13 protein-coding genes are annotated in these 18,111 nt (G+C 41.2%); 10 read left to right on the top strand and 3 right to left on the bottom strand.

Annotated features, from left to right (window positions below; genetic code table 11):
* Window positions 1-98 precede the first annotated feature (98 nt).
* On the top strand, window positions 99-773 hold the full coding sequence (locus HS960_RS21915; protein ID WP_182330631.1) for a response regulator transcription factor: 675 nt from the start codon (window positions 99-101) through the stop codon (window positions 771-773).
* A 38-nt stretch (window positions 774-811) separates the two neighbouring features.
* Here the strand turns inward: HS960_RS21915 and HS960_RS21920 are convergent, their stop codons facing one another.
* Entirely contained in the window at window positions 812-3,550 is a 2,739-nt protein-coding gene (locus HS960_RS21920) for an outer membrane beta-barrel protein (protein WP_182330632.1), read from the bottom strand.
* Window positions 3,551-3,768: 218 nt separating this feature from the next.
* On the opposite strand from HS960_RS21920, the gene HS960_RS21925 reads away from it, so the two are divergent.
* Both HS960_RS21925 and HS960_RS21930 read left to right on the top strand, forming a co-directional pair.
* Window positions 3,769-4,311, top strand: coding sequence for a TetR/AcrR family transcriptional regulator (locus tag HS960_RS21925; RefSeq protein WP_153844414.1), 543 nt, complete (start codon window positions 3,769-3,771; stop codon window positions 4,309-4,311).
* 315 nt (window positions 4,312-4,626) lie between these two features.
* Window positions 4,627-6,333 (top strand): glycoside hydrolase family 3 protein, encoded by a 1,707-nt coding sequence (locus HS960_RS21930; protein ID WP_182330633.1) that lies wholly within the window; start codon window positions 4,627-4,629, stop codon window positions 6,331-6,333.
* A 92-nt stretch (window positions 6,334-6,425) separates the two neighbouring features.
* Here HS960_RS21930 and HS960_RS21935 read toward each other — a convergent pair whose 3' ends face one another.
* Window positions 6,426-7,973 (bottom strand): glycoside hydrolase family 10 protein, encoded by a 1,548-nt coding sequence (locus HS960_RS21935; RefSeq protein WP_153844412.1) that lies wholly within the window; start codon window positions 7,971-7,973, stop codon window positions 6,426-6,428.
* Between the two features lie 215 nt (window positions 7,974-8,188).
* On the opposite strand from HS960_RS21935, the gene HS960_RS21940 reads away from it, so the two are divergent.
* From HS960_RS21940 to HS960_RS21970, 7 genes are all read left to right on the top strand, one after another.
* Complete coding sequence (locus HS960_RS21940) at window positions 8,189-9,616, top strand: L-serine ammonia-lyase (RefSeq protein ID WP_153844411.1); 1,428 nt, start codon at window positions 8,189-8,191, stop codon at window positions 9,614-9,616.
* A gap of 76 nt (window positions 9,617-9,692) precedes the next feature.
* Window positions 9,693-10,505 carry an MBL fold metallo-hydrolase gene (locus HS960_RS21945; protein WP_153844410.1) on the top strand — a complete coding sequence of 271 codons (813 nt, stop codon included), beginning with the start codon at window positions 9,693-9,695 and terminating at the stop codon, window positions 10,503-10,505.
* A 386-nt stretch (window positions 10,506-10,891) separates the two neighbouring features.
* Window positions 10,892-11,608 (top strand): DUF4198 domain-containing protein, encoded by a 717-nt coding sequence (locus HS960_RS21950; protein ID WP_182330634.1) that lies wholly within the window; start codon window positions 10,892-10,894, stop codon window positions 11,606-11,608.
* Between the two features lie 126 nt (window positions 11,609-11,734).
* A complete protein-coding gene (locus HS960_RS21955; protein WP_182330635.1) occupies window positions 11,735-14,152 on the top strand; it encodes a TonB-dependent receptor in 2,418 nt (805 codons plus the stop codon).
* Between the two features lie 29 nt (window positions 14,153-14,181).
* On the top strand, window positions 14,182-14,514 hold the full coding sequence (locus tag HS960_RS21960) for a hypothetical protein (RefSeq protein ID WP_153844407.1): 333 nt from the start codon (window positions 14,182-14,184) through the stop codon (window positions 14,512-14,514).
* Between the two features lie 10 nt (window positions 14,515-14,524).
* Window positions 14,525-14,803, top strand: a complete 279-nt coding sequence (locus HS960_RS21965) for a hypothetical protein (RefSeq protein WP_120335131.1) — start codon at window positions 14,525-14,527, stop codon at window positions 14,801-14,803.
* A gap of 6 nt (window positions 14,804-14,809) precedes the next feature.
* A complete protein-coding gene (locus tag HS960_RS21970; protein WP_159727482.1) occupies window positions 14,810-16,453 on the top strand; it encodes a PepSY-associated TM helix domain-containing protein in 1,644 nt (547 codons plus the stop codon).
* A 240-nt stretch (window positions 16,454-16,693) separates the two neighbouring features.
* Here HS960_RS21970 and HS960_RS21975 read toward each other — a convergent pair whose 3' ends face one another.
* On the bottom strand, window positions 16,694-18,109 hold the full coding sequence (locus tag HS960_RS21975; protein ID WP_153844405.1) for an aminotransferase-like domain-containing protein: 1,416 nt from the start codon (window positions 18,107-18,109) through the stop codon (window positions 16,694-16,696).
* Window positions 18,110-18,111 lie beyond the last annotated feature (2 nt).

An 18,111-nucleotide genomic window follows, 5' to 3' on the forward strand; every position in this document is an offset into this window, starting at 1 on the left:
CAGAAATAGGGCTGTTTATCGGGCAGTAATTGGGCTAATTTATCCCAAAGATGTCTTTGAAACAAGGGCGAAATATATTTTGATTGAATGACAACGCTATGATTGAAATTTTATATGTAGAAGACGAGCCAAGTCTCGGAATGATCGTTGCCGATAGCTTGGAAGCTAATGGATTTCATGTTACCCATTGCAGTAATGGTCACGAAGCCTTGGGAGCATTTACAGCGGCTCGGCCGGATATTTTGGTCGTCGATGTCATGATGCCCGTCATGGATGGCTTTACATTGGCGACAAAAATACGCGAATCAGATACGCAGGTGCCCATTATCTTCTTGACAGCCAAAGTGCAGACAGAGGATGTTGTGAGGGGATTTCGTTTGGGCGGGGACGATTATGTTAAAAAACCGTTTAAGATTGAAGAATTGGTTGTGCGGATAGAGTCCCTATTGAAAAATAGTCCCAAGATGTTATTCGGCCAAAAGCTGATGATAGGCGACTATAGCCTCGATAGCTTAAAACATCAGTTGACTTATCAAGGTGAGGTGCTTAAGCTGTCTTTCCGGGAAAGTGAACTGCTGCGGAAGCTGTATGAACAAAAAGATAAGGTCATCCCACGCGAGGATATCATGCGAGCCTATTGGAGCCATGATAAGTATTTCACGGGACGGAGTCTGGATGTGTTCATCAGCCGTATACGGAAATACCTCAGTCAGGATGATCGGATCAAGATTATCAATGTCAGAGGGGTAGGGTATATGCTTACCGTCGATTGAGACGTGTTCCACGTGGATTGACGTCAAGGGCACTGTGGCTAACGACGATTTTTCATGCCCGATTTTCCGCCAAGCCCACGAATATGATAGGTGAAACTTAATATCGCGTAGCGTGTTATTGCATTTGATTGGGATACACGTACCCAAAGATCGTTTACCTGCTGATTGATATTTTTATTGTCGTTAAAAATATCAAATACCGTGAGATTGATTTCGGCATTCCTACGTTTGAACAATTTCTTGCCGATAGAGACATTCCATAACAAACTTGTTGTACTTGGTGAATTCAGAATGCTGCCATTGTATAGGTAGTTGAACGTTGAATTGAGTGTCCATGTTTTTAACAAGGTCAATGCAATGGAATTGCCAATGGTATGTTTATAGACCGAATAATTCGATTTCTCGCTTGCTGAGTTCTTGGAGAAGGCAATGTTTCCATTATAATCCAATCCAATGATAACGTCTTTACTGAATGCTGTATTGACGCCGACGCGTTGACTCAGGCCGTAGGTTTGCGCATTGACCTTTTCGAGATTCAATAAGGTGTAATTCTGGTTGAAATAGAGGTTATTGTTTAGGTTGAAATTAAGTTTCAATGGTTCAAAGCGGTATCCAAGGCTATTTTGCCATTTGAGGTTATAGACTCCATTGAAATTTTCGGGTCTGATATATTGCCCCCCTGGCCCGAGTACAACATCCTCGGTGATCGTAAAGGCTGAATCTGTGGTGAAAATGGTATTGGAGATTTTATGTTCAATAAAATCTGCAGTAAAGTCGGAGGTGAAGCTTCTGCCCGAGCCTTTATTGATTGATCTAAATTGTACCACAAGGTTGTGGTCATATTCTTGCTTAAGATCCGGATTCCCCGAGCTAATGCGTAGTGGATTTTGATTGTCTGTAAAATCTTGCAATTGCTCGATAGAAGGGGTATTTGTCTTTGCATTATACCGAAACTCAATCCGCGTGTCTTTATTGAAATTATACTGGAAGTTTAGATTGGGCAGCAGACTATTGAAGTGGCTTTTTGTGGTCAGCGTATTGGGAAATAATTTATCATTGACCTGTGAAGCCGTCTGATAATCTAAGCCAATCTGAAATCTTATACTGTCTTTTTTGTTAAATAAGTAGGAGATCCCACCGCTATGGTAAACAAAATCATTACGGAATTCATTGGAAAGACGGTTTTTTAATTCACCCAGCTGGCCTGTTTCGGCCAGAAATTCATAGGTCTTGCGGTCCGAATAGCGTGCCGTATTCCGAAAAGTATAATTCCCTTGCAACCGGGAATACTTACCGAGCATCTCGGTATAGGCTACCTTTGAGCGAAAGCCATTATTATCGCCAATGGAGTAATTCCTATTGTTGACGGTATCGACGCGGTTAAATACACCATCTTTATAATAAGAGTTTAGTGCAAAATTTGTTGCATGGCTCTTGTTACTGCTAAATGAACCATTGAAATTAAAACTGATCGTGCGCCCCGGTTTGTTGAGTCTCCGCATGTAAGTGAGATCTCCTCCCCAGTTGAAATTTTCTCCAAAACTGTTATTTCTACGATCTGAACTATTAAGCATCTCTGTAAGATTTAATAACGTATTGCCTTTAGAGCTGCTGTTCCTGTCGTTACTCTGATAGGAAAAATTAGGCTGAAAGTCCAGTTTTTGAATAGAATCTATCTTCCAGTTTGCGCGGATAGAGAATGCATGATTGTTGCTGTAGGTGCTATTTAATTGATCCTGATTGTTGATTTGGTTGGCCCGGTTGCCTGCCGTATATTCTGTTTTACTTTGGCTGAGGATATTATTGTCCGTATAATTGTACGTGTAATTCGCATTGAAATCCATCCGGTCATCGAAAAAACGATCCAAGTAGTTGAACCCGGCGTTGAAGCGGGTCGTCACCCCTTGTCCGGTACGTCCTCTTGTGTTTCCGCGTGGAGCAAAACCATTGGGTTGGTTGACGTTGTTGGTATTTATATCGATAGCATACTGGCGCTTGGGGTTCATTTTGGTCACCTGGGTATTTATGGCATATTTCTGATCGGGACCTACTCCCCCAGAGAGCTTGCCAAAATATGATTTTCTTTTATCAGGCTTGGTGACGATATTGATCACTTTCATACGTTTTCCGTCGTCAAAACCACTAAATTTGGCCTGCTCGGTTTTGTCATCGATAATCTGGATCTTAGCAATAACATCGGCCGGAAGGTTTTTTAAAGCAACCTTTGGATCGGTGCTAAAAAACTCCCTACCATCAATAATAATCTTATTGACAGGTTCTCCCTGTGCTTTTACGTTGCTATCGTCATCAATTTCAACGCCGGGAATCTGTTTGACCAATTCGTCAGCATCTGCAAAATCCTGTGTGACATATTTCTTGGTGTCAAACTCAAGTGTATCCCCTTTAACCTGTATACTGCTCGAAGAAATGTTAATTTCGTTCAGCACAATCTCGGCATTAGTGAGTTTAAACGTTAGATCGATTGTTTGGCCGATTAGTTTTACACGCCGAAGATCCATGCTGTAGCCCATCGGCTGTGTACTGACCAGATAATCTCCATTGGCAAGTGTACTGCTGCTGAACCTACCCAAAATATCTGTAGGGACCTGTACTTTACTGGAATCTTTTACCGCGATAATGGTGATGCTTGCACCTCTGATAGGCTGCGAAGTCGTATTATCGAGCAACTTGCCCGTAATATACTGCTGGGCTTGCGCGTTCGTCCCCAATAATAAGCAGATAGAAAAGAACAAAATGGTCCAAAGTTTGGTCTTCATCGGTCGAGGTACAAATGTGTTTTAATGTGTTGTTGACGGTTATATAATTTTATATCCCAAAAATATGGCACTATTTGTTACGAATTATTATCATTTTAGTTACAATAACCCCAAGTGAATGGAAAGATTAGATATATTTGCAGTAGAATTAAAAATCAACTGAACAAAACCGTGTAGAGATGTAGTGATATACGGGTATAGATAAAAAAAAATAAAAGATGAAAGAAAGTGTTTTGAGTAGAAAAGAGCGTATTATGAAAGAAGCATTGTTGCTTTTCTCAGATCAAGGCTATACAAATACCTCTACCAAAACGATTGCCCAAAATGCAGGGGTCTCCGAAGCATTAATCTTTAAACATTTTGGGAATAAAGATGCACTACTGGTCTATTTAATTAAATCAGGCTACCGAAAAGTTCTTACACATCACCGTGGAATGATGACCTATCGTGAACCAAAGGAATTCCTGCGTACCATGATCAATCTCCCAGGCAAGCTGGTCAGTGCAGAACCCATATTCTGGAGGTTGCAGGAGCGTTTGTCGCATCACCCTTTTTCCAAACAGCAGCACGAACAATTTATGAAGCCGGTTCAACCCATTATTCACCGTGCTTTTAAAGAGCTGGGTTATGAGAGTCCTGAATTTGAAACCGAATTCTTATTGCTGATCATAGATACTCTGTGGAAAAAAGAAGCCATTGGAGAACTCGAGAATACCATAGAGTTGGCACTCTTTCTAGAGAAAAAGTATAACCTGATTTAGATTATATTATAAGGCTAAGTTATAGACTTTTTCTAAAAACCGTTTCCTTACTAAAGTTCTTTCTGTCTGGTCAAACCGGCTATCGTGGGCTACAATTATTGGCACAGAGCTGTTTTTCAAGAGGTATCACTTCTTTTGCATATTTACTGTTTTATCGCTTCCTCAAATTTGCATGCGTCATTTTTCTGCTTTGTAACCTAACGGAATGCTGTTTTGTGCGTTTTTATATGAAATTGTTGCAAAAACAATTTCATATTGTCCGAAATAATAACGTTCTTAGTATTTCTATTTTAAATACATTATACAAACTAATTTATGTTCAAAAAACTCGGTCTGGGAATATTGGCATTAGTCGGCACAATTTCTTTTTTGAAAGCTCAGGACAAAAAAGATTTTGTGAAATACATCAACTCCCAGCATGAATGGGTAGATGCGGTATTCAATACCTTGACGCCAAAAGAAAAAGTCGCTCAGTTATTTTTGGTTAGAGCACATACAAATCTAGGTCAGAAGTATATTGACTCGGTCGCTCAGGTGATACAAGACGAACATTTGGGTGGTCTAGTTGTTTTTCAGGGCGGTCCCGTACGTCATGTCGACATGTTCAATCGCTATCAATCCCTGTCAAAGGTACCATTGATGATGACTTTTGACGGCGAGTGGGGATTAGGTATGCGTATGCCGGATTCAACCTTGTCGTTCCCATATCAGATGACATTAGGAGCCGTTCAAGATAATCAGTTGATTTATCGCATGGGTCGTGAAGTGGCCTTAGATTTCCAACGTATAGGTATGCATTTCAATTTTGCACCCGATGTGGATATCAACAATAACCCTAAAAATCCGGTGATCGGTATCCGCTCCTTTGGTGATAATAAATATAATGTAACCCAGAAAGCAAAAGCGTATATGGACGGTATGGTGGATGGCGGTATATTGGCTTCCATCAAACACTTCCCGGGACATGGAGATACAGATGTGGATTCACATTATGATCTGCCGCAACTTCCTTTTGACAAAAAACGCTTGGATACCCTGGAAATGTATCCGTTCAAAGAACTTATCAAAGCCGGAGCTCCTGCTGTCATGGTGGCACACATGAACATCCCGAGTTTAGATGATACCCCTAATATGCCATCTTCGATTTCCAAAAAGGTCGTTACCGATCTTTTACGCAACGAACTTGGCTTTAAAGGGCTAACAGTCACTGACGCCATGGACATGAAAGGTGTAAAGAAGTTTTTCCCAAATGGAGAGGCCGATGTACAGGCTATCATTGCAGGGCATGATTTACTTGAAGTGTCGGAAAACAGCAAACGTGCGATCGATTTGATATTAAAAGCGATCGAAGAGGGACGTATCGCGCAGTCCGATATTGATGCACGTGTTAAAAGAGTGCTGGCTGCTAAATTATGGCTTGGTTTGGACAAATATCAAGCAACTGCACAGCAAAATCTATACAATGATTTACATCGTGCATCTGCGGTTCAGCTCATTGACGAACTGTCAAATGCAGCGATCACTGCATTGAACTCTACCGAAAAATTAAAATCATTCAAAAAGGATTTACCTACTGCTATTATCAATATCGGAATTACGGCTAATCAGACTTTTCAGAATGAATTAGCGGGTGCGCTGACCAATGAAACACAGTATTTCGTCACAGACAGCATGAGTAAGGATGATATCAAGCGTATTACCAAAGAAATCAAGAAAAATAAACAATTTATTATCGCTGTGCATGACACGAGACTTCGTCCGCGTCCGACCATGGTATTGAATAAAGATGTTCAGGGCTTGATGAAGAAATTTGCAAAAAAATCGATCTTGACCTTATTTACCAATGCTTATGCTTTGGATGGTTTCGAAGCAACGAAAAAAGCAAAGACAATTTTGCTGGCTTATCAAAATGATGCCTTCATGCAGAAAGCAGCAGTAAAAACGATTTTGGGGCAAAATACGCCGAAAGGAAAACTTCCAGTTACGATCAACAAAAAATTTAAATACGGACAGGGGAAATAACGTATTATAAAATCACACAAACAGGATGCCTCTTCCGAAAATGGTCCCATTGCATTAGCAAAGCCATTTAGGAAGAGGCATTTTTTAAACCTTTAAATTTCTTCGTTAGCACTCCTGCTATCTGACGGCTTACTTTCATTTTTCATGCGATCAATAGCTGTAACGACATATTTATACTGTTGATGCTGCTTGATATCGTCATCGGTATATTGAAGCTTATCGCCATCAAAGGTGATAAAGATGATTTTTCCAGGATCCTTAATGTTCACTTTTTCATCGAGGTTGAACCGATAGATCACATAGCCATAAGCAGACTCCCCATCAGTGGCCACATCTGGTTTTTGCCAAAATAAGGTGTTCATTTTAGCATTGGCCGAATTTTTAACCAGAAGACCGAAAGGGGCATTGGGTGGGATACTATCTAGCCACGGCATTGTGGGGGGGAGAGCTGGTGTGCGATACAGATCATTTCGCATGGAATCCTGCAGTCCAACAAGATTGTCCGTGAGTGATTTGGAACTGAAATAAATACTTCCCTCCACATCGTGCTCCTCTCTTAAGTGGCGTACCTGTCTGGGAATTTGACTGCGGTCTGTCCAGCCGATTTTATTTTCTGTAACACGATAAGCCCCATGCCCCACATAAAAGTGACGGCCATAGGTGTGTTTCTGCCACCAGTCAACTAAGATCTCATATGCTGCAGCGCGATTTTTGAAAGGAAAGTAGATCTGGGGATTGATGTAGTCTATCCAACCTTCCTGCATCCATTTTACACCATCAGCATATAGTTCCCGGTAAGCACTCAGACCACGGGTATCTGAGCCAGCGGTATTATTTTCTTTGTTGTCCCATACGCCACAGGGGCTAATGCCATATTTTACATAAGGTTTTATCTTTTTGATGGCAACACCAAGATCGTGTACCAGTACGTTGACATTGTTGCGTCGCCAGTCGTCAATTTTCTCGATCCCGTTGTTATATTGACCAAAGGTAATCTGATCCGGTACCGGTGTATTTCTGCTATCAGGATAGGGGTAAAAATAATCATCGAAATGAATACCATCTACATCGTAGTTTTTGACCACATCCATTATCACATCAATAATATATTTACGAACTTCCGGAATACCTGGGTTGAAAAGCTTCTTGCCAGCATAGGTGAAGAACCATTCTGGGTGGCGCTTGGTAATATGGTCATCCGAAAAATGGGCCGGATTTAATGTTGTCGAAGCACGATACGGATTGAACCAGGCATGTAGTTCCATGCCTCTTTTGTGTGCCTCGGTGATCGCAAATTCCAGGGGGTCATAAAATGGTGACGGAGGCAGGCCTTGTTTTCCGGTCAGGTATCTACTCCAGGGTTCTCTGCCCTTTGCATAGAAAGCATCGGCAGCAGGACGCACCTGCAAAATAATTGCATTCAGCCCCGCGCTGCGGTGCTGGTCCAGTAAATCAATAAACTCCTGTTTTTGCAGTGCGACATTATTGCCCGCTTTGACAGAGGGCCAGTCTATATTACCTATGGTTGCAACCCACACTCCACGAAACTCCCGCTTAGGTAGTTGTTGGGAATACGTTCTAATCGAAAATAAACAGATAACAATGGTAAAAAAAGAATATAAATATGTTTTTCCCGTCATTCTATAAATTATAGCCAACAAAGATAGGGAAGCATTTCTTACTTTTTCCCTAAAAAATGTAAGATGTTTGTTGGATACTTGTTAAAAGAACCTGAGCTTGGTTTTCAAATTGATAATAATGCAAATACAGGTAACATTGTACTTTATTTGTGCTAATTTAGATGCGGTTTTCACAAAAGCAATGGCTTGATCAGCTAACCGCAATAAAAAAGATTATGAGCAAAGAACAAATATCCGTTTTTGACATGTTTAAGATTGGTATCGGCCCCTCGAGTTCGCATACCTTAGGACCTTGGCGCGCTGCCCAGCAATTTACCGCTGTGCTCAAGTCAAAAGGCCTATTACATGAAGTCGAACAAGTCAAAATTCTGCTATATGGTTCTTTGGCCAAAACCGGTGCCGGGCACGGTACTGATATTGCCGTTCTACTGGGGCTAAGTGGAGATGATCCGGTCACCTTTGATGTCAATAGAGTGACACCCAAAGTCGAGCATATCAAGGCTGTCGGCGAACTCGAAGTCGCTGGCGAACGAATGATCCCATTTTCCTACCAGGAAGATTTATTGTTTTTATATGCCGAAAGCTTGCCTTTCCATCCCAATGCCGTTACCTTTCAGGCCTTCCTATCAAATGGAAAGGCAATTACCGAAACTTATTATTCTATAGGTGGCGGTTTTGTGGTGCAGGAAAATGATACGGAAAGTGTCCTGTCTGAAGTAGATCTTCCATTCCCTGTCGATACTGCACACGAACTCTTGCATTGGACGATGAAAACGGGGCTGAAAATCTCCGAGCTGGTCCTTGAAAATGAATGTGCATGGCGTGAAGAAAGTGAAACCGTAGCAGGTGTATTGAATATTTATAATACAATCCATGAATGTATTTACCGGGGCTGTCACACCGGAGGGACATTGCCTGGGGGGCTAAACGTTGAACGTAGAGCAGCCAAGCTAAATAAGAAATTAATGCAGGGACGCAGTTATCAAGATTATGAGTCCTGGGTAGCGGCCATTCGTGAGGGCGGCCAAAACTTTCAATATATTCTTGATTGGGTAAGTTGTTTTGCACTTGCCGTAAATGAGGAGAACGCCTCTTTCGGACGTGTGGTTACAGCGCCTACCAATGGAGCTTCGGGCGTTATCCCGGCTGTATTGCAATATTATATTACTTTCCACGACGGTATGCGTGAGAATAGAATTATCCAATTTATTCTTACGGCATCTGAAATCGGTTCAATATTTAAGAAAAATGCAACGATCTCTGCTGCAATGGGTGGCTGTCAGGCAGAAATTGGCGTTTCATCAGCGATGGCTGCCGGTGCGCTGACAGAAGTGTTGGGTGGATCGCAGCGCCAGGTTCTGATGGCTGCCGAGATAGCGATGGAACATCATCTTGGATTAACATGTGATCCAATTGGTGGGTTGGTTCAGATTCCTTGTATTGAGCGTAATACAATGGGAGCCATTAAGGCAATTACTGCTGCGCAATTAGCACTGCAATCGAACCCAGATAAGGCAAAAGTGAGCCTGGATACTGTGGTTAAGACTATGTGGGAGACCGCTTTGGATATGAATGCTAAATATAAAGAAACAGCAGACGGTGGACTTGCCGTCAATATTCCATTGAGTTTGCCGGAATGTTAATGACTGTCTGAGTTTTCTTGTTTTTCGTATCTTTGCCGCGGTAAAATAGATATATTCTTATAAATAGCGTAAACGAATGAAATATTGTGCAATCGCCTCCGGAAGTAATGGAAACTGTTATTATGTCGCTAAAGATGATTCGGCTATTTTGATAGATGCTGGAATCAACAGCAAACATATACACCTTCGGATGTACAATCTGGGGCTTTTACCGACTCAGATCAAAGCAATTTTCATTACCCATGAACATTCTGATCATATCAGAGGCCTATCAGTATTTGCCAAAAAATATAATCTACCGGTTTATATCACCAAGGGGAGTTACGATGGTACCCGATTACATTTGCCAGCTCATTTGGTTCATATCATAAGTCACGATGAAGTCGTTGAAATCGGAGGGCTCAAAGTTTACGGTATTCCCAAATATCACGATGCCAAAGAACCCTGTAGTTTCCTTGTTTCAGATGGAACATACAATATTGGTGTACTTACAGATATTGGGCGACCTTGCGAAAATGTGCAGCATGTTATTCAACATTCGGATGTATTGCTCCTGGAATCAAATTATGATGAGGAGATGTTGCGTACAGGACGCTATTCGTATTTTCTGAAAAATCGGATTAGCAGTGGTTGGGGACACCTTTCAAATCGTGTTGCCGTCGAACTGTTTAACGCCTATAAAACAGATCGCCTTAAACATCTTATTCTAACTCACCTCTCCGGCGAAAATAATACGGTCGATCTGGTTCAGCAGACTTTCGAGCCACACTGCGAACGTATCCAGCTTCATGTAGCGACACGTTACCAGGAAACGGAATTATTCGACCTGAAACTTGTGCTAGAGAATCCTGTAACATCCTTTTCAATCCCTTCCGCACTCTCTTCCTAGCGTAAAACGCACTTTTTGTTCGCTGTATTTCTTCAGTTAAAGCGTAAGAATACTGTAAAATAAAAAAATTAGTTGATTTAAAAAGATTTCCTGTTATATTTGCTTTGTTTTTAATCAGTCTAAATAACACCTTGTGTACTTATTTGGACAAAAAGAAACAAAAACACCATGTAATAGACGGCAATCTATCACATGGCGTAAATCTACACACAGCGGCAACTGGATGTAGATGACTGAAACAGCACGCTGTGTCAGTTACTCCCGATATACGATATGGAAGAACTTGCAAGATAACGAATTTTATTGTTTATTCGTTGTAGAGCTCGCTTAAACCAGCAAATTCTCCCATAATAAGTTGAAGAAAACTAAACATCAATCAACATATTATGAAAATTTTAATTTCATTTATTACATTTCTTGCGGTATTACTGTGTAGTCATACCGGTCATGCACATGCCCTTTGGATTGAATCATCTTCTTATGGGACGTTAAACCAATCCCATGAAGTCAAGGTATATTACGGTGAGTTTGCAACGAATGAAAGAGATCAGGTCGACAAATGGTATTCCGACGTGAAGGACTTCTCATTAATGTTGCATGCCCCGGGAAAGGAACCCGTCAAGCTTCAGTTGACGAATAAAGGCGATCACTTTAGCGGTTCATTTCAACCTACAGCAGCAGGAACCTATTTCCTATCTATTGTTAAAGCACCTAAAGATCTCGGCGGCAAAACGAAGTATGAATTTTCTTCCTTAGTACCTGTTGTCGTAGGAAAGTCTGCAACACTTGATTATAAAGGCGTAAAAAATCCATTGCAGATTGAGTTGCTTGGTGCCACCAACGCAAAAAAAGGCCAAAGTTTACAGGCAAAGATTACCAGTTTGGGTAAAACTGTTCCCCATGCCAAAGTTTCTGTTTTTTCGGCTACTGGTTGGGGGAAAGAGTTTGTTGCGGACGAGAATGGCATACTGAAATTTGATGCAATCTGGTCAGGTCCATACGTTTTGGAAGCAAGTACGTTTGCTGAGACAGCAGGTGAACATGAAGGAAAACCCTATGCTTCGGCATGGCAGGGAAGTACAACTTTCATTATCATCAAATAACTGCAGATACAGCGCAGACAAAATAATAAAGGGTCCATCTGAAACGATGGAAACACCAATGGATCCTTGCAAAAAAAGAATATCTAAGAAATATCTACTATAAAAAACATCTACCATACTACATTCATGAATAAAACTTTATCCTTTCTGGCTATTCCTATGATTAGTTCGGTTTTTTCTGTTGCACAGGCACAGACGAACAAAATAATTGAAGGAATTCTTATCAATGAAAAATCTGAACCGATCACAGGGGCGACAGTAAAATTAACCAATACGGGTGTGACCACCAGCACAGATAGTGAGGGGCATTTCGCTTTTCATAAGCTTTCATCCAAAACCTATCATATCGAGATTAAAGCGATCGGTTACGGCAAGCACACGATGGAAGTGAACGTAAAAGATGAGACGACAAACCTTGGCCCCATCATCTTAAAAGACCAATCGCAAGCTATCGACGAAGTTGCGGTTTATGGTAAATACTATGAGCATTATAAGTTTGACAGTATCTCCGGATCGTTACGTCTTAAAACACCAATCTTAGAGTTGCCTCAAAATATACAGGTTATTTCTTCTGATTTAATGGCCGATCAACAGGTGTTCGATATTGTTGACGGTATTACGCGTAATGTTAGTGGTGCTACACGTCAGGGCCATTGGGACAACCAGTATGCGAATATCCGTATGCGTGGCTCAAAAATCCCGGCATTCCGTAACGGGATGAATATTGAAGCTTCTTGGGGGCCTACAGCCGAAGATGCGAGTATGATCGAGCGGATCGAGTTTGTAAAGGGGCCTGCTGGATTTATGTTAGCCAATGGCGAACCAGGAGGGTTCTATAATGTTGTGACTAAAAAACCGACAGGAAATACCAAGGGATCTGTGACGCTGAATACAGGTAGTTTTAGTACGTATCGTGCTGCTCTTGATTTAGATGGTAAATTGCGGAAAGATGGAAAGCTACTTTACCGTCTGAATGTAGCTGGTCAACAAAAAGACTTTTTTACAAAATATAATTACAGTAATCGGCTTGTCATAGCACCAGTTGTGACCTACAAAGTGGATTCTTTGACGAGTTTAACATTTGAATATACCTACCAAGGATCTTCTTATCTATCCAATGGTAATTATACCTTTTCTCCAAAGGGATTTGCAGATCCAGGTATCTCGAATGATTTCTTCTACGGTGACCCTTCCATGGAACCTGGTAAGCTAAGAGACCATAGTGCTTATATCTACTTGGACCACAAGTTGAATGAAAACTGGAAACTGCATGCTCAGATGGCCTATTTTAATTTTGATATGCAAGCGACGAGTACCTGGTTGAATTATATGAAAGCCAATGGCGATATGCCACGTTATTATAGTATCGGCGACGAGCATGGTGAAAACAGCTTCGGTCAGGTTTCTTTAAATGGGGAGGAATATACTGGAAGCGTTCGTCATCGGATTTTAGTGGGCGCAGATTATGGTAACAAGAAATTTTGGGGTGATTTTAGAACAATCTTAGATTCCATTCCTTCGGCTCCGCTTAATGTCTATGATCCTAAATATGGTATCCCAGGAAGTGTATTCCCAACGTTGGATCGTTCACAGAGTGTAAAGGTGCGCGCAGGAGGAAGCAACTATGTGACTTCGACAAACTACATGTCATTCTATGCACATGATGAGTTGGCATTCTTGGAAGAGAAATTACGTTTATCTCTTGGCTTACGATATACAATTAATGAGACGATAGGTAAAACGGCTGCCGCAGACAGAACTGATAAAGCATTTACCCCGCGGGTAGGTTTAAGCTATTCAATCGACAAGTCCATGAGTGTGTATGGATTATTTGATCAATCGTTTGTTCCTGTTGCTGGTACGGATTGGGAAGGAAATACTTTCAAACCGATCCGTGGAAATGATTTAGAAGCGGGTGTTAAGAAAGAGTGGATGGGTGGAAAATGGATCTCCACATTAAGTGCCTATACCATTGCGCGTAAAAATGCGCTGGTAGCTGACCCCGATCCTAGCCATGTTGTTAATGGTGTATCTTTCCAGACCCAATTGGGAGAGACTAGAAGTAAAGGTATCGAATTCGATGTCACCGGTGAAATTATTAGGGGGTTAAATGTTAATGCAAATTATGCATTGACAGATTCTAAGATCTCAAAAGATACTAAAGAAGAAAATATAGGTAATATCACGCCTAATACTGCAAAACATACTGCTAACGCATTTGTTTCCTATCGTATTCAGGATGGAAAGGCTCGTGGGCTTGGCTTTATGGGGAGTGTTCAGGGAATGTTTGACCGTGCCGTAGGAACAACAAAAGAGAGTAATTTTAAAAATTATCTCCGTACGGACGCGGGTATTAGTTATCAAAAAGGAAAATATAGCATTTCTGTTGTGATCAATAATCTTTTGGACAATCGGAAATTGTTGACTGCCGGATCTATCTCCAAAGCGAGTGCGGCTGTTCAGAAGTTAGGAGGTGTGGATTATTATTCTTATATCGTAGAAGCTAGACGTAATTTCCGTATGGGGGTTACCTATAAGTTTTAAATAAACGATCTCGATAAATTATAGAATCGATGTATAGTACATTACTAGTCGTTATACTCTTTGGAGCATACCTTTTTTACAACACGAGCAAAAAGGTGAAATTTGGCCCTAGGCCACAATGGCTGGAAAAGCTGTGCGCACAAACTAAGTTTGTGCGCACTTTGAGCATGTTGCTGCTGCTCTTTCCATTTGGCACTGTTCTCTATATGCAAGGATTTGGCGCGGGCTTTTTTGCATTTTTTGCCTATTTCATGTGCATGATGTGTCTTGTGGTCCTATTGAATCCTTATCGCTATTTCAAATTATACCCAATTGTGGGATTGTATGTATTTAGCCTTTGTGTTGAATTATTGATTTCCTAACCGATAAAATATGCCTGCTAATAAAAAATACCTCAGTACGCCCTTTCAGCGATTCCTGAAAATTACAGCCGGATTTATCGGTGGTTATGTTGTCATGATCTCTTTCCACGTCTTGGTCACACATATTTTTGAGAAAAAGGATGTTGTTGTCACGGCTTGCTTCACGGGCTATCTCCTATGGGCAGTACTCTTACTGTTTGCTTTCCTTGCAAAAAACGGATGGAAAATATGGGGGCTATATTTACTCTTGGCTGCAGTTTTTTCGCTGCCTTATTTTTTCAAAATGTAATTGACCATGAATAACCGAAATTATAATATCTATTTCAATACGCATACCATTAGTGGCATTATTATTTGCGCTATCCTTTATGTGATATTTTTTGCGGGATCATTTGCATTTTTTAGGAATGAAATCGCTGCCTGGCAGAATAATACGTCCTATAAGACCTATCGCGAAGATCACCAAAACTTTGATCGTTTGCTCGATTCGCTCAAAGGACAAACAAATTTGCATGGACGCGATATCACGTTTTATATGCACCGGGAAGGAACCTCAGCCTATGTGGGCTTGAGCGCATCTAACGATAGCATCCTCAACAAAGAAAATCTAGCAAAGGTAACTCCAGAACAGAAAGCAGCAAAACAGAAGGGCCGCAGAAGAGGTGGAGATGATGATTCAAAGAACTTTACCTATAATTTTGCAAATAAGAAGTCAGGTGACTATACTCAGAATTACGATATGGGCGAATTTCTGTTCCGCTTACACTTCATGGCTCAGCTCAATCAGGTACCCATTAGGGTAGGTATAGCTCCCTTTGGTTATCTTATTGCTGGAATTACCGCTTTTATTTTCCTATTTGCTCTTATTACAGGACTATTGCTGCATTGGGACAAGATCGTCTCAAATTTCTTCGTGTTCCGACCGTTCAGTAAATGGAAAACGGTATGGACCGACATGCATACGGCATTGGGTGTTATTGGTTTTCCGTTTCAATTTATCTTTGCGGTAACAGGCACGTTTTTGATCATTAATTCTGTCCTGGCTTTGCCGCTGAGCAAGTTGTTGTATGACGGTGATCAACAAAAAATGTATCAGGAGATGGGGGTTAGTGCCGAGACCGATTTTCCTTATACCTACAAACCTTTAAAGGCAGACATTAAGATTGCTCCATTTTTGGATCTGGCAAAATATAAATGGCCTGAATCCGAGTTTCAGCGCATTACGATCAAAAACTATGCAGATTCCAATATGCATGTTGTCATGGAGCTGGAGCCGCAGTTTAACAAGAGCTTTGCTGGATCGGGTATATTGTCTGTGAGAGCTATCGACAATAAAATTGTGGCCGAAAAATCCCCGATCAGTGATGCTACCTATGCCGATGGTGTCCGCAGTCTTTTATACCGTCTGCATTATGGTGATTATGGTGGCTATCCGCTTAAGATGGTATACTTTATTTTAGGTGTCATGGGCTGTTTGGTCATTATCTCAGGTATATTGATCTGGTTGGTAGCACGTGACAAAAACAATGTAATTCCACGAAAACGGAAATTCAATTTCTGGGCGGCAAATATATTCACAGCAATATGTCTGACCATGCTACCTGTTACAGCGCTGACTTTCATTGCCATTAAATTGAGTCCAGAGGTTAATCAGGACTTGATATACCGCGTGTATTTTTACAGCTGGCTTGTACTTTCACTGTATTATATTATACGGAGAAGCATTCGACGCACCAATCGCGAAACATTGCTGGTTGGAAGCATCTTGGCATTTTTTATTCCACTTGTCAATGGTTTTATAACCGGCAACTGGATCTGGGATACATTTCGCAATGGACAGCGTGATATTTTTGTCGTAGACTTTTTATGGCTTATGATCGGTATCATCGGTATAATCGCCTATAACAAGACTAAAAAATTCTTTGAGACTATTCGTTAACAAAGATTCTTTTCTCTCTGCGAAGTAAGTACACTTCGTTTTTTAATTCCAAGGGCGCTCACAAGGTGCCCTTGGAACGTTTATAGGGTAAGGCTTAGGAAAAATCTTTGATGCCATGTTGATCCTTGATGGAAAAGTGGTAATTTTTCCAAAGAAGGTCCCAATGATATTTCTCCTCCCATTCAGGCCGATGATGTTGATGAAATAGACTGGGATTGATTTATTTGGAGTACGGCTTTCTTAGCGTACGGCTTTGAAAAATCGCCCAAGGCGCATCAGATCCTGTGCCGTCTTTTCGTTCCAGTCCACGGCATAGTTGAGCCGAATACAATTCTTAAACTGATCGTGCTGTGTAAACATCCTTCCTGGAGCAAAACTCAACTTTTGCCTTAGGGCATAATCGTAGAGCATCGTTGAATCAATTTTAGCATCCAATTCTAGCCAAAGTACAAACCCACCCTCAGGCTGTGACATTTTTGTGTTTTCCGGAAAATGGGCCTCAATACTGTTTCTGAAATTGACATAATTGCTGTACAGTTTTTTTCTGAAGCTATTGAGGTGATGGTCGTACCTGCCGATCTGTAAGAATTTGGAAACCGCCTCTTGATAAATTGCAGGCTGCGAAATCGTCTGTATGAGTTTTTGTTTTAGGATCTTATCCTTGTATTGTCCGGGCTCAACCCATCCGAGCCGAAAACTTGGCGCCAATACTTTGGTAAATGATCCACACCACATCACCAGTCCCTCTTCATCAAAATATTTGCATGGCTTGGGCCGTGACGAACCAAAATAGATGTTTCCATACAGATCGTCTTCAATCAATGGAATATGGTGATGGGCGAGCAGTTTGACAAGCTCTTTCTTGTGTTCTTCAGGCATTAACGCGCCCAATGGATTGCTAAAGTTGGTAACGAAGCAACAGACATCAATTTTATGAATAACTTTTTTCAGGGCATCTAATTCAATTCCCGTAATAGGGTGGGTCGGAATCTCGATGGTTTTGAGCCCCAGTAGTTGAAAGGCCTGAATAAAACCAAAATAAAGAGGGCTTTCCACCGCGATGGTATCGCCAGGCTTAGTTACTGCGCGAAGGCAGCTGTAGATCGCATTCATGGCGCCCGACGTGATAATAAGATCCTCGTCACTTATTTTTCCTTCAAGTACCAATGACCATTTGGCAATTTCTTTCCGCAAGCTTGGACTTCCCTGTACCTGTCCGTATTGATCACCGTAATCATGCAGTTCATGAACCGACTCTATAATGCATCTATTGAGTTTCTGAATCGGAAGTAATGATGCGCTGGGTAAACCCAGTGAAAAGCGTGTAATTTCCTTGTCTTCCAGAGAGTGGAAAACTTTATCGATCAATGCTGCAGGATCTTGTTTCTTTTCGTCGATTTTAAACGTGGAAATAGACGGAATAGCCATCCGACGAAGTCCCGACCGGCTAACGAAATAGCCTGATTTTGGTCGCGATTCAATTAGAGATCTGCTCTCTAATTCCATATAGGCACTTTTTGCTGTATTTAAACTTACATTGTATAGCTTCTGAGCGCTCCGGACAGAGGGCAAACGATCTCCATAGACCAAAGAGCCATTTTTGATCTGATTCTCTACAATATTCGCTATTTTCTTATATAACAGTTGCTGCTCCATCC

Source organism: Sphingobacterium paramultivorum (assembly GCF_014109745.1).
In the GTDB taxonomy this organism is placed as follows: Bacteria; Bacteroidota; Bacteroidia; order Sphingobacteriales; family Sphingobacteriaceae; genus Sphingobacterium; species Sphingobacterium paramultivorum.

What these genes read in the sequence shown, in the direction of transcription:
- HS960_RS21945 (WP_153844410.1), top strand. Translation starts at nt 9,693, where the DNA reads ATGAAATATTGTGCAATCGCCTCCGGAAGTAATGGAAACTGTTATTAT.
- HS960_RS21920 (WP_182330632.1), bottom strand. Translation starts at nt 3,550, where the DNA reads ATGAAGACCAAACTTTGGACCATTTTGTTCTTTTCTATCTGCTTATTA.
- HS960_RS21915 (WP_182330631.1), top strand. Translation starts at nt 99, where the DNA reads ATGATTGAAATTTTATATGTAGAAGACGAGCCAAGTCTCGGAATGATC.
- HS960_RS21950 (WP_182330634.1), top strand. Translation starts at nt 10,892, where the DNA reads ATGAAAATTTTAATTTCATTTATTACATTTCTTGCGGTATTACTGTGT.
- HS960_RS21925 (WP_153844414.1), top strand. Translation starts at nt 3,769, where the DNA reads ATGAAAGAAAGTGTTTTGAGTAGAAAAGAGCGTATTATGAAAGAAGCA.
- HS960_RS21955 (WP_182330635.1), top strand. Translation starts at nt 11,735, where the DNA reads ATGAATAAAACTTTATCCTTTCTGGCTATTCCTATGATTAGTTCGGTT.
- HS960_RS21975 (WP_153844405.1), bottom strand. Translation starts at nt 18,109, where the DNA reads ATGGAGCAGCAACTGTTATATAAGAAAATAGCGAATATTGTAGAGAAT.
- HS960_RS21965 (WP_120335131.1), top strand. Translation starts at nt 14,525, where the DNA reads ATGCCTGCTAATAAAAAATACCTCAGTACGCCCTTTCAGCGATTCCTG.
- HS960_RS21960 (WP_153844407.1), top strand. Translation starts at nt 14,182, where the DNA reads ATGTATAGTACATTACTAGTCGTTATACTCTTTGGAGCATACCTTTTT.
- HS960_RS21930 (WP_182330633.1), top strand. Translation starts at nt 4,627, where the DNA reads ATGTTCAAAAAACTCGGTCTGGGAATATTGGCATTAGTCGGCACAATT.
- HS960_RS21940 (WP_153844411.1), top strand. Translation starts at nt 8,189, where the DNA reads ATGAGCAAAGAACAAATATCCGTTTTTGACATGTTTAAGATTGGTATC.
- HS960_RS21970 (WP_159727482.1), top strand. Translation starts at nt 14,810, where the DNA reads ATGAATAACCGAAATTATAATATCTATTTCAATACGCATACCATTAGT.
- HS960_RS21935 (WP_153844412.1), bottom strand. Translation starts at nt 7,973, where the DNA reads ATGACGGGAAAAACATATTTATATTCTTTTTTTACCATTGTTATCTGT.